Consider the following 13,387-nt stretch of genomic DNA (forward strand, 5'->3'; position numbering starts at 1 on the left):
GGAGTGGCCGCCCTCATGTCACATCGATCTTCCCTTACGGGCGCCAAGGTGACGAACGGGTTCAAACCCGTACACCACTCCCGTGGACGCTAACCCAGGGTACGGCCAACCCACCACAGCATGAGCGGCCAATCACCCATAAGAAGGGCGACCAAACCACCACGTGAGTAGCGTCCAAACCACCGCCGATGTGCGATGCTGACCCCATGGCGCATACCCCCTTGGGCAGAGTGGTCGTCCGGCACGCGGAAACCCTCGTGAAGGAAGCCCTGACGGACACACGGGTGGTGCTGATCAACGGCGCCCGCCAGAGCGGCAAGAGCACGCTCGTGAAACAACTGGTCAACGAGCACGCGGCAGAGTGGCGCGATCTGGACGTGGCGTACATTCTCCAGGGCGCCCGAGCGGATCCCGATGGCTTCGTCGACGTTCCCGGCATGATGGTCATCGACGAGATCCAGCGGGCACCCGAGTTGCTGCTCGCCATCAAGGCTCAAGTCGACGCCGACCAACGTCCCGGTCGGTTCCTCCTGACGGGCTCGTCCCGTGTTCTCGCGCTGCGAACGTTGCCTGACACGCTCGTGGGACGGATGGAAACGATAGAACTGTGGCCCTTCTCCCAAGGAGAGATCGACGGCGCCCCCGACGGCTTCATCGATGCCGTGTTCGACCAAGGGCCAGACCTACGTCACACCGCCGATGTCTCACGAGCCGACTATGCGGAACGCGTCGTGCGGGGCGGTTTTCCGGAAGCGGTGGCGCGGGTGAACGATCGCAGACGGCGGCGCTTCTTCAGCTCCTATGTCGATCATCTGATTGCCCGCGACATGACCGCGTTGCTGGAGATCGAACGAGTGGCCGAGCTGCGCGTGCTCATCCGGCTACTCGCGGCACGTTCCGGACAACTTCTCGTCAGCCAGTCCCTCGGTGGCGAGGCAGGGCTGCCGGCCACCACGGCCTCCCGCTACCTGAACCTGCTCGAAGAGGTCTTCCTGATCAAACGCATACCTGCCTGGTCGAGAAACCTGAGCAACAGGGCCATCCGCACTCCCAAGGTGGCGTTCGTGGACTCCGGGATCGCCGCATACCTGCTCGGCGCCGACGCCCGGGGCCTCGTACGTCCTGGGGGACAGTTCGGCCCCCTTATGGAGGGGTTCGTGCTCATGGAGCTCGCCCGCCAGCTGACCTGGGCGGAAGAGCAGGTGGACCTCTACCACTACCGGACCAAGGACAAGGTGGAAGTGGACACGGTCCTGGAAAACCGCCGGGGTCAGGTCGTGGGTATCGAGGTCAAGGCCGCATCGACCGTACGGCCGGACGATTTTCGAGGACTGCGGCACCTCGCCGACCGCCTTGGGGACGACTTCATCGCCGGGATCGTGCTCCACACGGGAACGCAGACGCTGCCGTTCGGGGATCGGATGAGGGCGATGCCGGTGAGCGCGTTGTGGGAGATTGGCTGAATGCGTATATCCGAGATCTCAGCTGATCAGCCGGGCCTGATCGATCTGCAGCACGCCGCCTACCGGGTCGAGGCGGAGATCATCGGTGATGACCGCATCCCGCCGCTGCACGAGACATCGGAGGAATTGCGGGCCCAGCCGCTCACCTGGCTGGGGGCGTTCGACGACGACGGCGAGCTGGCCGGGGCCGTGGCGTGGGAGGAGACGGCCGGGGAGATCGACCTGAACCGGCTCATGGTGCACCCCTGCGCGCACCGGCGGGGCATCGGCCGTGCTCTGGTGAAGGAGGTCATGGCCAGGGCCGGCGAGCGCCGGGTCGCGGTCTCCACCGGGCGCGACAACAAGCCCGCCAGGATGCTGTACGAGCGACTCGGGTTCACTCTCACCGGGGAGGCGGAGCCGGTGCCGGGGCTGTGGGTGGTGCACTACTTGCGATCCCGGTGTCTCTCGACGGACGCTGGTTGACCCGGCCATCACGCCTCACCAGTTGTCCCATCCATGATGACCGAACCAGCGACCGCCGACGTGGCGGTACTCGTCGTCGATGGTCTCCGCCTCCGGTTCTCCATGAGGCACCATGAGGAAGCCCGTGTTGCTGTCGATGACCCATTCTTCGGTGCCGAGGTAGGCCGAGCCCGGGACCGGTTCCGAGTCGACGTAGTGCGGAGCCGAGTAGCACACGCGATACAGCCCGACCCATTCGCAGGGCGCGTCGAGCCGCGACTGCTCCTTGACCGTCGCGGCATACGCCTCCATTTCGGGAAGAGAGATCGCGAATCTCAACTGGAAAGGCGCGTCCGTGACGAGCGACAGCAACATGACCCAGACGATCAGCGGGGCTGCCAGCCATCTCCATGGGCGACCGCCGGCCTGGCCCTTCAGCGAGGCCGCGATGAGGCGGCCGATGTAGATCAGAACCAGCGGGCCCAGGACGAAGACCCCTACCAGCAAGATCTCGGCGCGATACCAGAACGGCACGCTGGCCCAGTAGAGCACGAGCAGGCACGGGGCCAGCAGTCCGATCAGGAAGACCCACCCGGGTGGCTTGGTGATCGTGAAGATCATTAGAACACCATAGTCTCGGAGGAGCCGCTTGCCCCTGACGCAGGGTCAACCCCACAGCATGGTGAGATGACCACGAAACCCACGGTGACCGAGGTCGCCGGACCGCACCGGTCGCACGGCGAGCACGACGACGGGGAGCGGGCCGAGAAGGGCGACAGGACGATGCGGCACTTCACGATCCACCACGACGGCGTCACTATCCCGGTGTCCCGGGGCGGCCGGGGACGACCGCTCGTCCTGTGCCCCGGGCTGCACTCGACGCGGGCCCACCTGCGCGAGCTGGCCGGCCTGCTGCGGCGCGACCACGACGTGGTGACCTTCGACCTGCGCGGCCACGGCTTCGCCTCGGCCGCCGGCCGGTACTCCTTCGAGGGGTTCCTGAGCGACCTCGGCGCGGTCATGGCGGAGCTGTGCCTGCCGGAGGCGCCCGTGCTGGCGGGTTACTCGCTGGGCGCCGACCTGGCCGTGCACCATGCCGCCGAGCATCCCGGCTCCGTCTCCGGGCTCGTCCTCATCGACGGGGCGAACCCGGTGCCCGAACCGTTCGTCACCGAGGCCGTCCTGCCGGCGTTCCGGGCCATGTGGGCGGATCTGGCGACGCGGCAGGAGGCCGAGAGGGGCACCGCACGCCAGGTGCTCCTCACCGCCGAGGAGACTCTCGACCTGAATCTCGAGATCGATGCCATCCGGTCCGAGATCCTCGACCGATACCGGAGGATCGACGTGCCCATCAGCCTGATCATGTCCACCTCGATGGCCGGCGACGGGCCGCCGAGTTTCAACGCGAACTGGCGTGCCGGCGCCGAGCGGCTCGTCCGCGAACATCCGCACATCGCCCTGACCTGGCTCGACGCCGACCACCAGCTGGTCTTCACCCATGCCCAGGACATCGCCCGGATCGTCCGGGATTCGACCGGCCGGGTGTGATGCTGACCATCGGCGAGCTGGCGTCGTACGCCGGGGTGACGGTCCGCGCGGTGCGGCACTACCACGCCAAAGGGCTGCTGCCGGAGCCGGAGCGGGACCGCTCCGGCTACCGCAGGTACGGCGCCGGCGCCGTGGTCGAGCTGATCAGGATCCGGACCCTCGCCGAGGCCGGGGTGCCGCTGGCGCGGGTGCGGGAGCTGCTGCGGGCCGACGAGGAGGAGTTCGCCGCGGCGATCGCGGACATCGACAGGCGGCTGCGGGCGGAGATCCGCGAGCGGCAGCGGCACCGCGAGCGGATCTCCCGGCTCGCCTCCGGAGACAGTCTGGCGCTGCCCCCGGAGGTGGTCGAGTATCTCGACCGGCTGCGGGCGCTCGGCGTCGACGAGCGGATCGTCCAGGCCGAGCGCGACGGCTGGATCCCACTGGCCGCGCACTCACCCGAGCGGGTCCCCGGCTGGATGGCACGCAAGCGGGAGCAGCTCGACGACCCGCGGCTCGCCGGCTTCTACCTCACCCTGAGCCAGGCCCTTGACCGGACCGACGACGACCCGCGGCTGGTCGAGCTGGCCGACAGGCTGGCCGCCTACCTCACGCGGATGGCGGACGAGCGGGGCGAGGAGTACGTCGACGACACCGATATCGACTCGCCGCTCGCCCGGCTGATGGACACGCTGGCCTTCGACGTCGTGCCGCCGGCGCGCCGGCTGATCGCGTTGCTGGAGCAGCGGGGCTGGACGGGCTGGACCAGGCTTGAGCGCGTGGCGCCCGATCAACGCCCGTCGTGAAGCAGGCCCTCGGCGCGCAGTTCGGGCCAGAGCGCGCCGGGGACGGGCCGCTCCATCGACGCGGCGTTGGTCCTGACCTCGCCGGGCGAGCGCGCGCCGAGGACGATCGCCGCCGTCGCCGGGTGCCGCAGCGGGAAGGCCATCGCGGCCCGCGGGAGCGTCACCCCGTGGGCCGCGCACACCGAGGCGATCCGCCGGGCCCGGTCCACCAGCTCGGGCGGGGCCGGGTGGTAGTCGTAGGTGCCCGACGGCTCGGGCGTCGCGAGGAGGCCGCTGTTGAAGACCCCGGCCGCCAGCACCCGGACGCCCCGCGACGCGCAGGCGTCCAGGAGCGGCAGGCCCGACTGGTCGAGCAGGGTGTAGCGGCCGGCGAGCATGACCACGTCGAGGTCCGTCTCCCGGACGAACCTCAACGGCGCCCGCCACTGGTTCATGCCGACCCCGATGGCCTTGACCACGCCCTGCGAGCGCAGTTCGGCGAGCGCCGGGTACGCCTCCGAGAGCGCCTGGTCGAGGTGGTCGTCCGGGTCGTGGATGAGCGCGAGGTCGACGCCCGGCAGCCCGAGCCGCTCCAGCGACTCCTCCAGCGAGCGGAGCACGCCGTCGCGGGAGAAGTCCCACACGCGTTCGAAATCACCCGGCACGTCGAAGCCCTGGGTGTCCCTCCGGACAGAGGACGAGGGCACCAGCAGCCGGCCGACCTTGGTCGAGAGCACGTATCCCGACCGGCCGCGGAGCGCCGCGCCCAGGCGGCGCTCCGACAGGCCGAGCCCGTAGTGCGGCGCGGTGTCGAACAGGCGCACCCCGCTCTCCCAGGCCGCGTCGACGGTGGCGCGGGCCTGCTCGTCGGTGACGGCCGAGAACAGGTTGCCGATGGGCGCGGCGCCCAGGCCGACGCGGGGCAGCGCGATCACGTCAGCTCCCAGACCAGCCGGAGACCGCCGGAGTCCTTGTCGAAGCCGCCGTCGAGGAGCCGGTTCATGCGCGCCTGCCACGCCCGGTCGGCCGGGTGGTCGCGGAGCGCGGCCTGCAGTGCGGCGTAGTCGTCGGCCTCGACGAAGTGGAACAGGTCCAGCCCGTCGCGGTAGATCCGCCACGAGTGCAGGCCGTGCGCGCGCATGGCCCGCTCGAGCTCCGCCGGGAGCTCGGCGTGCTCGCGGTCGTAGACCTCCTCGCAGCCGGGCTTCAGCCTGGTACGCAGCGCGAGCCGTTCCATCAGTCCTGTGCCTTCCCGCCGGCTATCCGGCTGATCATGAGGGCGAACAGGATGATGGTCCCGTAGACGACCGGCTGCCAGAAGCCCGAGACGCCCTGGAGCGTGAGCAGGTTCTGCACCAGGCCGATGACGAGCACGCCGGTGAGCGTGCCCTTGCCGCCGTCCATGCTGACGCCGCCGATGACGGCCGCCGCGAACACCATGAAGATCCAGTTGACGCCCATGCCGGAGCCGATGGCGCCGAGCCGGCCGGTCTCCAGGATGCCCGCCAGCGCGGCGAGCGTGCCGCCGAGGATGAACACGCCCCACAGCACCCGGTCCACCCGGATGCCGGCGGCGCGGGCCGCGTCGATGTTGCCGCCGATCGCGTACAGGGACCGGCCGACCCGCAGGTAGGCGAGCCCGGCGATGCCCGCGGCGAACAGCGCGCCGGCGATCCAGATCGAGGCCGGCAGGCCGAGCCAGACGGCGCCGCCCAGGTAGAGCATCGACTCGGGCAGCTCGAACAGCGTCTTGCCCTCGGTAGGGCCGAGGTGCAGGCCGTGCACGATGATCAGCATGGCGAGCGTGACGATGAACGCCGACAGCTGGAACTTGATGATCAGGAACCCGTTGAACGCCCCGATCGCGGCCCCGATGAGCAGGCAGAGCGGGATCACCAGCACGGCCGGCAGCCCGATGCCGAGCCCTCCGGCCGACACCGGCACGACCAGGAGCACGGCCAGGGCGGGCGCCATGCCGACGGTCGACTCCAGCGACAGGTCGAACTTGCCGGAGATCAGGATCAGCGCCTCGGCCAGCACCAGCAGCGAGATCGCGGCCTGCTGCTGGAGGACGTTGGTCAGGTTGCCGGCCGTCAGGAAGACCGGGTCCAGGAACGCGCCCACGATCAGCAGGAGCACGATCACCGGGACCAGCGTCAGGTCCCGGAACCTGGCCAGCCTGAGCCGGGGCACGGCCGGGGTCAGTGCGGTCGGTGTGGTCACTCTTCGATGCCTTCCATCACGGCCACGAGTTCGTGGTCACTCCAGCCACGCGGCACGTCCTTGACGACCCGTCCGTGGAACATCACCAGGACGCGGTCGCAGATCCGCAGGTCGTCCAGCTCGTCGGAGACGAGCACGGCGCCCGCGCCCCGGTCGGCCGCGTCCTCGACGGCGCCGAGCAGCGCCTGCTTGGCCTTGACGTCGACGCCCGCGGTCGGGTTGATCACGACCAGCGCGTCCGGGTCGTCGGCCAGCGCCCGGGCGAACACCACCTTCTGCGCGTTCCCGCCGGACAGGTCGCCGACGGGCTGGTCGGGCCCTTCGGTCTTGATGTCCAGGTCCTGGATCATCCGTACGGCACGGGCGCGGCGTCTCGCGGGTGAGACGGTGCCGAGCCGGCCCAGCTTGTGCGCGATCGACATCGTCCCGTTCTCGGCCACGGACAGCAGCGGCACGAAGCCCTGGTGGTGGCGGTCCTCCGGGACGAACCCGAGCCCGGCGGCGAGCGCGGCCGGGACGTCGCCCGGCCTGACCGCCCGGCCGTTCACGGTGACGGCGCCGGTGTCGGCCCGGCGCAGGCCGACCAGGGTCTCGGCGAGCGACACCTTGCCGCTGCTGCCTGACCCGGCCAGCCCGACGACCTCGCCTGACCGTACGGACAGCTCGACGTCCTGGTAGCGGCCGGCGAGCGAGAGGCCGGACGCGGCCAGCACCACCGCCTCGCGCGGGGTGCGGGCGCGGGCCTGGTAGGCCGCGGTCGCCTCGCCGGTCATGGCGTCGACCAGCTCGTCGTGCGGCAGGTCGGCGACGGGTGAGGTCATGATGTGCCGGGCGTCGCGGAAGACCGTGACGCTCTGGCAGATCTCGTAGACCTCGTCCAGGTGGTGCGAGATGTACATCATCGTCACGCCCTGCCGGCGCAGCGCGCGCATGCGGTCGAACAGCCGCTCGATGGCCGGGCCGTCCAGGCGCGCGGTCGGCTCGTCCAGGATGATGAACCGCGCGCCGAAGGAGAGGGCGCGGGCGATCTCCACGAGCTGCCGCTGCTCGACGCCGAGGTCCCCGGCCAGCGCCCCCGGGTCGACGTCGACCTCGTACGTGTCGAGCAGCTCGCGCGCCCTGGCCCGCAGCGCCCGCCAGTTGATGAGGCGGCCCTCGGTCTGGCGGTTGAGGAACAGGTTCTCGGCCACGGTCAGGGCGGGGATGATCGTGGACTTCTGGTAGACGCAGGCGACCCGCTGCCGCCAGGCGTCGCGGTCGGCGAGGGCGGGGGCGGGCTCTCCCGCGAAGCGCACCTCGCCCTCGTCGGGCCGCTGGAGCCCGGTGAGGATCGACACCAGCGTGGACTTGCCGGCGCCGTTCCTGCCGACGAGCGCGTGGGTCTCGCCCTCCGCGATCGAGATGCCCGCTCCGTCGAGCGCCGTGGTCGGGCCGAAGCGCTTCACGACATTTCGGGCTTCAACGTGATAAGTCATCACTTGACCTGGTTGCCCCAGAGGGTCTGGTCCTCGACGTTGTCCTTGGTGACCAGCGGCGCGGGAAGCTGGTCCTCAAGGCCGTTCGGCAGCTCGATGATCGTGCTGTCGTGGTCCGTCGCGCCCGGCTGGAACGTCTTGCCCTCCAGCGCCGCCTTGGCGTAGTAGAGCGCGTACTTCGCGTACAGGTCGGCCGGCTGCGAGATGGTGGCGTCGATCTCGCCCTTGCGGATCGCCTCGAACTCCTGCGGGATGCCGTCGTTGGAGATCACGACCACGTGCTCGGGGTCGTCGGGCGGCAGCAGCAGGCCCTTCTGCTTGAGCACCTGCAGCGTCGGGGCCAGGTGCACACCGCCCGCGTGCATGTAGACGCCCTTGACGTCGGGGTGCTGCTCCAGCCGGGTCTGCAGCATGGACGCGGCCTTGCTGCCCTCCCACTCGGTGGGCTCGTCGAAGACCGTGATGCCGGGGAACTTGGTCTTCATGCACTCGCCGAACGCCTCGGCCCTGTCGCGCCCGTTGATCGAGCTGAGCGCGCCCATGAGCTGCACGACCTTGCCCTTGCCGCCGAGCCGCTCGCCGAGGAACTCGCAGGACTTGGTGCCGTAGGCGCGGTTATCGGCCCGTACCACCATGTAGACCTTGCCCTTGTCGGGGCGGGTGTCGACGGTGACGACCGGGATGTTCTTGTTCTCCAGGTTCTGCAAGGTGCTGGCGATGGCGCCGGTGTCCTGCGGGGCCATGACGATCGCCTTGGCTCCCTGGCCGATCAGCGCCTGCACGTTGTTGACCAGCTTGGCCACGTCGTTCTGCGAGTTCGTGGCCGGCATCAGCTCGACGCCGAGCTCGCCCGCCATCTCGGGGACGTACTTGATGTAGGAGTTCCAGAAGTCGGAGTCGGCGCGCGGGTGGTCGATGCCGACCTTGCCGCCTTCCCCTCCCGCTGCCGGGGTCGTGGTGGCGTCCGAACCGCACGCGGCGAGGGCGGCGACGAGGGCCGCGCAGACGGCCAGCGGCTTGAGCTTCATCAGGGGGGTTACCTTTCTGGATGGTGCGGGCGGAGCCTCAGCCCCTGCATGCCGCCGTCCACGGCCAGGGCCGTGCCGGTGGTGGAGCCGGACTCGGGGCCGGCCAGATACGCGATGGCGGCGGCGACCTCTTCGGCGCTGACCAGACGGCCCATCGGCTGCCTGGCTTCCAGCGCCGCCCGCTCGGCCGCGGGGTCGTCGGCGGCGTCGAGCAGCCGGGCGACCCAGGGGGTGTCGGCGGTGCCCGGGTTGACGCAGTTGACGCGGATGCCCTCGTGGATGTGGTCGGCGGCCATCGCCAGCGTGAGCGACAGCACCGCGCCTTTGGTCGCGCTGTAGAGGGCCCGCATAGGGAGACCGGCGGTGGCCGCGATCGAGCACGTGTTGACGATCGAGGCGTGCTCCGACCTGCGCAGGTACGGCAGCGCGGCCCGGCTGACGCGGACCATGCCGAACACGTTCACGTCGAACACCCGGCGCCACTCCTCGTCCGGGTTGTCCTCGACCGTGCCCTGGGCGCCGATGCCGGCGTTGTTGACGAGCACGTCGACGCCGCCGAGCCGGTCGGCCGCCTCGGCGACGGCCCGGCGCACCGCGGCGTCGTCGGCGACGTCGGCCGCGATGCCGATCAGCGGCTCGCCGGGCGGGTTCAGGTCGAGGCAGGCGACCTTCATGCCCCGCCCGGCGAGCAGGGTGGCGGTGGCCAGGCCGATGCCGGAACCGCCGCCGGTCACGATGGCTCTCAGGTTCACGTGTTCCTCCAGACCTCTCCGCCGGGGTAGGTGTGGGCGGCGATCGACTCGGCGTGCATCTCGGAGCTGAAGCCGGGCGCCGACGGGGCTCGGTAGCGGCCGTTCTCGATCACCACCGGGTCGGTGAAGTGCTCGTGCAGGTGGTCGACGTACTCGATCACCCGGTTCTCCATGGTCCCGGTGACGCTCACGTAGTCGAACATCGACAGGTGCTGCACCAGCTCGCACAGGCCCACGCCGCCGGCGTGCGGGCACACCGGCACCCCGAACCTGGCCGCGAGCAGCAGGATCGCGATGTTCTCGTTGACGCCGCCGACCCGGGCGGAGTCGATCTGCAGGTACGAGATCGCGCCGGCCTGCAGCAGCTGCTTGAACACGACGCGGTTCTGCACGTGCTCGCCGGTGGCGACCGGGACGGGCCTGATGCCCTCGGCGATGGCGGCGTGGCCGAGCACGTCGTCGGGGCTGGTCGGCTCCTCCACCCAGTGCGGGCCGAACGGCTTGAGCGCGGTCACCCACTCGATGGCGGAGGCGACGTCCCAGCGCTGGTTGGCGTCGACGGCGATGGGATAGTCGGGGCCGCACACCTCGCGGGCCACGGTGAAGCGGCGCACGTCGTCGGCGAGGTCGGCGCCGACCTTGAGCTTGATCTGGCCGAAGCCCTGGTCGAGCGCCTCCTGGCAGAGCCGGCGCAGCTTGTCGTCGTCGTAGCCGAGCCAGCCGGGCGAGGTGGTGTAGGCGGGGTAGCCGGCGCTCTTGAGGTGCTCGATGCGCTCCCGCTTCCCGCTCTCCGCATTTTTCAGGATCTGGAGGGCCTCGGCCGGCGTGAGCGCGTCGCTCAGATACCGGAAGTCGACGAGCTCGACGATCTCCTCCGGCGTCATCTCGGCCAGCAGCAGCCAGAGCGGCTTGCCCGCCCGCTTGGCCTTGAGGTCCCACAGGGCGTTGACCACGGCGGAGATCGCCATGTGCATGACGCCCTTCTCCGGCCCCAGCCAGCGCAGCTGCGAGTCGTAGACCATCTCCTTGTAGAGCGCGCCCAGGTCCTCGGCGTCGCGGCCGATCACGTACGGCTCCAGCGCGGAGATGGCGCCGGTCTGCACGTCGTTGCCGCGCCCGATGGTGAACGCGAACCCGTGCCCGGCGTACCCGTCGTCGGTCCTGAGCACCACGTAGGCGGCCGAGTAGTCGGGGTCGGGGTTCATCGCGTCGGAGCCGTCGAGCTCCCGCGAGGTCGGGAAGCGCACGTCGTGCGTCTCCATCGCGACGATCCGGTACGAGCCCGCGCCCTGTGTCGTCGTCATGCCTGACCCACCGTCTGACGCTGCCGGCCGAGGCCCTCGATCTCCAGCTCCACGACGTCACCGGCCCGGAGGTAGGGCTGGCCGGGCATGCCCATGGCGACCCCGGCCGGGGTGCCGGTGTTGATGAGGTCGCCGGGCTCCAGCACCATGAAGTGGCTCAGGTAGCGGACGATCTCCGCCACGTCGAAGATCATGTCCTTGGTGGAGCCGTCCTGCCGCCGCTCGCCGTTCACCCAGAGCCGCATCGCCAGGTCCTGCGGGTCGCCGACCTCGTCGGCGGTCACCAGCCAGGGGCCGAGCGGGTTGAAGGTCTCGCACGACTTGCCCTTGTCCCATTGGCCGCCCCGTTCGAGCTGGAACTCCCGCTCGGACACGTCGTTGGCCACCGCGTACCCCGCCACCGCGTCGAGGGCCTCCTCCCGCGACTCCAGGTAGCGGGCGCGCCTGCCGATCACGACGGCCAGCTCGACCTCCCAGTCGGTCTTCACGCTGCCGCGCGGCACCAGCACCTCGTCGTACGGCCCGACCATGGTGTCGCTCGCCTTCATGAAGACGACGGGCTCGGCGGGCGGCTCGGCGCCGGACTCGGCGGCGTGGTCGCGGTAGTTCAGCCCGATGCACACGATCTTCCCCGGCCGGGCGACGGGGGCGCCGACGCGCAGGCCCCCGGCGTCGGCGACGGGCAGCGTGCCGCGCTCCAGGGCCTCCCGCACGCGCGTCACTCCGCCGGAGGCGAGGAAGGCGCCGTCGATGTCGGGCTCCCCGATGTCGCGGAGGTTACCGTCGGCATCCATCACCACCGGTCGTTCCTGGCCTACGGGTCCTACTCGCAGCAGCTTCACACCGCGTCCTTCAGTCATACATCGGATGTCTCGCCTCCCGATGCTGAAGGCGGCCTCGGGTGCGTGTCAAGAGCCTCACGCTGGTTAAATCCGATCCGTGACCTGAGGGTCCGGCCCACCGTGCTCTGACCACCCGTCGCACGGAACAGGAGAAACATCGGAGGACATCACGGGCTTACGCGCAGGTGAAACAGCCCTTACAGGTTGACCGGCCGCTTTCCCGTCAACTTGACGGCCGTACAGACGCGTAATAGAACCCGTTTCAGCAGGGTTTCGCGAAGTGTTCGATCAAGAGGGTGAGCCGGGTGCACATCGACCTCGTAGACCAGGACCGTTACGCTGACGCGGGCCCCCCGCACGAGCAGCTCGCCTGGCTCCGGGAGCACGATCCGGTTCACTGGCACGAGGGCGAGCCGGGATTCTGGGCCGTCACCCGCCACGAGGACGTGGTGCACGTCTCGCGCCACTCGGAGCTGTTCTCGTCGGCACGGAAGCTGGCCCTGTTCAACGAGATGCCCGAGGAGCAGCGGGCGCTGCAACGCATGATGATGCTCAACCAGGACCCGCCCGAGCACACCCGCCGCCGCTCCCTGGTCAACCGCGGCTTCACGCCGCGTGCCATCGGCGCACTCGAACAACACATCCGCGACATCTGTGACGACCTGCTGGACCAGCTCGGCACCGAGGCCGACTTCGTCACGGAGGTCGCCGCCCCCCTGCCGCTCTACGTGATCTGCGAGCTCCTCGGCGCCCCCGTCGAGGACCGTGACAAGATCTTCAACTGGTCCAACCGCATGATCGGCGCCCAGGACCCCGACTACGCCGCCTCCCCGGAGGAAGGCAGCGCCGCCGCCGCCGAGGTGTACGCCTACGCCAACGAGCTGGCGGCCAAGCGCCGCGCCAACCCGCGCGAGGACATCGTCACCAAGCTCCTGCAGACGGACGAGAACGGCGAGACGCTGTCGGAGGACGAGTTCGACCTGTTCGTCCTCCTGCTGGTGGTGGCCGGCAACGAGACCACCCGCAACGCGGCCTCCGGCGGCATGCTCGCCCTGTTCGAGCACCCCGGCCAGTGGGACCGTCTGGTCGCCGACCCGTCTCTGGCCGCCACGGCCGCCGACGAGATCGTCCGCTGGGTCTCCCCCGTCAACCTCTTCCGCCGCACCTCCACCAGGGACCAGACGCTCGGCGGCAAGACCATCAAGGAGGACGACAAGGTCGTCGTCTTCTACTCCTCCGCCAACCGCGACACCTCGATCTTCCCGGACGCCGACGTCTTCGACATCGGCCGCAACCCCAACCCGCACATCGGCTTCGGCGGCGGCGGCGCCCACTTCTGCCTGGGCAACCACCTGGCCAAGCTGGAGCTCCGCGTCCTCTTCGAACAGCTCGCCCGCCGCCACCCCCGCCTCCGCCAGACCGGCCCCGCCCGCCGCCTGCGCTCCAACTTCATCAACGGCATCAAGGAACTCCCGGTCGCCATGAGCTGACGACGTCGCATCCGTCCGACCTCGACCGGCGGGCGCGGCCGGGGTCGGACGCCG

General features: G+C 70.0%; 14 protein-coding genes. 5 read left to right on the forward strand and 9 right to left on the reverse strand.

Annotated features, from left to right (window positions below; all coding sequences use genetic code 11):
- The first annotated feature begins 257 nt into the window (after positions 1 to 257).
- Both ACZ6YG_RS41355 and ACZ6YG_RS41360 read left to right on the forward strand, forming a co-directional pair.
- Positions 258 to 1,463 carry an ATP-binding protein gene (locus ACZ6YG_RS41355; RefSeq protein ID WP_466020951.1) on the forward strand — a complete coding sequence of 402 codons (1,206 nt, stop codon included), beginning with the start codon at positions 258 to 260 and terminating at the stop codon, positions 1,461 to 1,463.
- A complete protein-coding gene (locus ACZ6YG_RS41360; protein ID WP_466020952.1) occupies positions 1,464 to 1,928 on the forward strand; it encodes a GNAT family N-acetyltransferase in 465 nt (154 codons plus the stop codon).
- A 15-nt stretch (positions 1,929 to 1,943) separates the two neighbouring features.
- Here the strand turns inward: ACZ6YG_RS41360 and ACZ6YG_RS41365 are convergent, their stop codons facing one another.
- Positions 1,944 to 2,528, reverse strand: a complete 585-nt coding sequence (locus ACZ6YG_RS41365) for a hypothetical protein (RefSeq protein ID WP_364237524.1) — start codon at positions 2,526 to 2,528, stop codon at positions 1,944 to 1,946.
- A 66-nt stretch (positions 2,529 to 2,594) separates the two neighbouring features.
- Here ACZ6YG_RS41365 and ACZ6YG_RS41370 point away from each other — a divergent pair, with 66 nt between their 5' ends.
- Positions 2,595 to 3,455, forward strand: a complete 861-nt coding sequence (locus ACZ6YG_RS41370; protein ID WP_466020953.1) for an alpha/beta fold hydrolase — start codon at positions 2,595 to 2,597, stop codon at positions 3,453 to 3,455.
- Positions 3,455 to 4,240 (forward strand): MerR family transcriptional regulator, encoded by a 786-nt coding sequence (locus ACZ6YG_RS41375; RefSeq protein WP_466020954.1) that lies wholly within the window; start codon positions 3,455 to 3,457, stop codon positions 4,238 to 4,240. The genes ACZ6YG_RS41370 and ACZ6YG_RS41375 overlap by 1 nt, the downstream gene beginning before the upstream one ends.
- Here the strand turns inward: ACZ6YG_RS41375 and ACZ6YG_RS41380 are convergent.
- The 8 genes from ACZ6YG_RS41380 to ACZ6YG_RS41415 are packed head-to-tail and all read right to left on the reverse strand — an operon-like array spanning position 4,225 to position 11,795.
- Positions 4,225 to 5,154 (reverse strand): aldo/keto reductase, encoded by a 930-nt coding sequence (locus ACZ6YG_RS41380; protein WP_466020955.1) that lies wholly within the window; start codon positions 5,152 to 5,154, stop codon positions 4,225 to 4,227. The two genes, ACZ6YG_RS41375 and ACZ6YG_RS41380, sit on opposite strands and share 16 nt — an antisense overlap.
- The gene (locus ACZ6YG_RS41385) at positions 5,151 to 5,456 is read right to left on the reverse strand and encodes an L-rhamnose mutarotase (RefSeq protein ID WP_466020956.1); all 306 of its coding nucleotides are present in this window, start codon (positions 5,454 to 5,456) and stop codon (positions 5,151 to 5,153) included. Before ACZ6YG_RS41385 ends, ACZ6YG_RS41380 begins: the two co-directional genes overlap by 4 nt.
- On the reverse strand, positions 5,456 to 6,442 hold the full coding sequence (locus tag ACZ6YG_RS41390) for an ABC transporter permease (RefSeq protein ID WP_466020957.1): 987 nt from the start codon (positions 6,440 to 6,442) through the stop codon (positions 5,456 to 5,458). The genes ACZ6YG_RS41385 and ACZ6YG_RS41390 overlap by 1 nt, the downstream gene beginning before the upstream one ends.
- Complete coding sequence (locus tag ACZ6YG_RS41395) at positions 6,439 to 7,887, reverse strand: sugar ABC transporter ATP-binding protein (RefSeq protein ID WP_466020958.1); 1,449 nt, start codon at positions 7,885 to 7,887, stop codon at positions 6,439 to 6,441. Before ACZ6YG_RS41395 ends, ACZ6YG_RS41390 begins: the two co-directional genes overlap by 4 nt.
- Before the next feature lie 29 nt (positions 7,888 to 7,916).
- Positions 7,917 to 8,945: a sugar ABC transporter substrate-binding protein gene (locus tag ACZ6YG_RS41400; protein ID WP_466020959.1), complete on the reverse strand. Its 1,029-nt coding sequence runs from the start codon at positions 8,943 to 8,945 to the stop codon at positions 7,917 to 7,919.
- An 8-nt stretch (positions 8,946 to 8,953) separates the two neighbouring features.
- The gene (locus ACZ6YG_RS41405) at positions 8,954 to 9,697 is read right to left on the reverse strand and encodes an SDR family NAD(P)-dependent oxidoreductase (protein WP_271277218.1); all 744 of its coding nucleotides are present in this window, start codon (positions 9,695 to 9,697) and stop codon (positions 8,954 to 8,956) included.
- A complete protein-coding gene (locus ACZ6YG_RS41410; RefSeq protein ID WP_466020960.1) occupies positions 9,694 to 11,001 on the reverse strand; it encodes an L-fuconate dehydratase in 1,308 nt (435 codons plus the stop codon). The genes ACZ6YG_RS41405 and ACZ6YG_RS41410 overlap by 4 nt, the downstream gene beginning before the upstream one ends.
- On the reverse strand, positions 10,998 to 11,795 hold the full coding sequence (locus ACZ6YG_RS41415) for a fumarylacetoacetate hydrolase family protein (protein ID WP_466020961.1): 798 nt from the start codon (positions 11,793 to 11,795) through the stop codon (positions 10,998 to 11,000). The genes ACZ6YG_RS41410 and ACZ6YG_RS41415 overlap by 4 nt, the downstream gene beginning before the upstream one ends.
- 344 nt (positions 11,796 to 12,139) lie before the next feature.
- Between ACZ6YG_RS41415 and ACZ6YG_RS41420 the strand changes: the two genes are divergently transcribed.
- Positions 12,140 to 13,333 carry a cytochrome P450 gene (locus tag ACZ6YG_RS41420; RefSeq protein ID WP_466020962.1) on the forward strand — a complete coding sequence of 398 codons (1,194 nt, stop codon included), beginning with the start codon at positions 12,140 to 12,142 and terminating at the stop codon, positions 13,331 to 13,333.
- Positions 13,334 to 13,387 lie beyond the last annotated feature (54 nt).

Source organism: Nonomuraea sp. NPDC054003 (assembly GCF_055585125.1).

Bases quoted from the DNA above. Each gene is read 5' to 3' on its own strand.
- ACZ6YG_RS41360 (WP_466020952.1), top strand. From the start codon at position 1,464: ATGCGTATATCCGAGATCTCAGCTGATCAGCCGGGCCTGATCGATCTG.
- ACZ6YG_RS41365 (WP_364237524.1), bottom strand. From the start codon at position 2,528: ATGATCTTCACGATCACCAAGCCACCCGGGTGGGTCTTCCTGATCGGA.
- ACZ6YG_RS41370 (WP_466020953.1), top strand. From the start codon at position 2,595: ATGACCACGAAACCCACGGTGACCGAGGTCGCCGGACCGCACCGGTCG.
- ACZ6YG_RS41375 (WP_466020954.1), top strand. From the start codon at position 3,455: ATGCTGACCATCGGCGAGCTGGCGTCGTACGCCGGGGTGACGGTCCGC.
- ACZ6YG_RS41385 (WP_466020956.1), bottom strand. From the start codon at position 5,456: ATGGAACGGCTCGCGCTGCGTACCAGGCTGAAGCCCGGCTGCGAGGAG.
- ACZ6YG_RS41400 (WP_466020959.1), bottom strand. From the start codon at position 8,945: ATGAAGCTCAAGCCGCTGGCCGTCTGCGCGGCCCTCGTCGCCGCCCTC.
- ACZ6YG_RS41410 (WP_466020960.1), bottom strand. From the start codon at position 11,001: ATGACGACGACACAGGGCGCGGGCTCGTACCGGATCGTCGCGATGGAG.
- ACZ6YG_RS41415 (WP_466020961.1), bottom strand. From the start codon at position 11,795: ATGGATGCCGACGGTAACCTCCGCGACATCGGGGAGCCCGACATCGAC.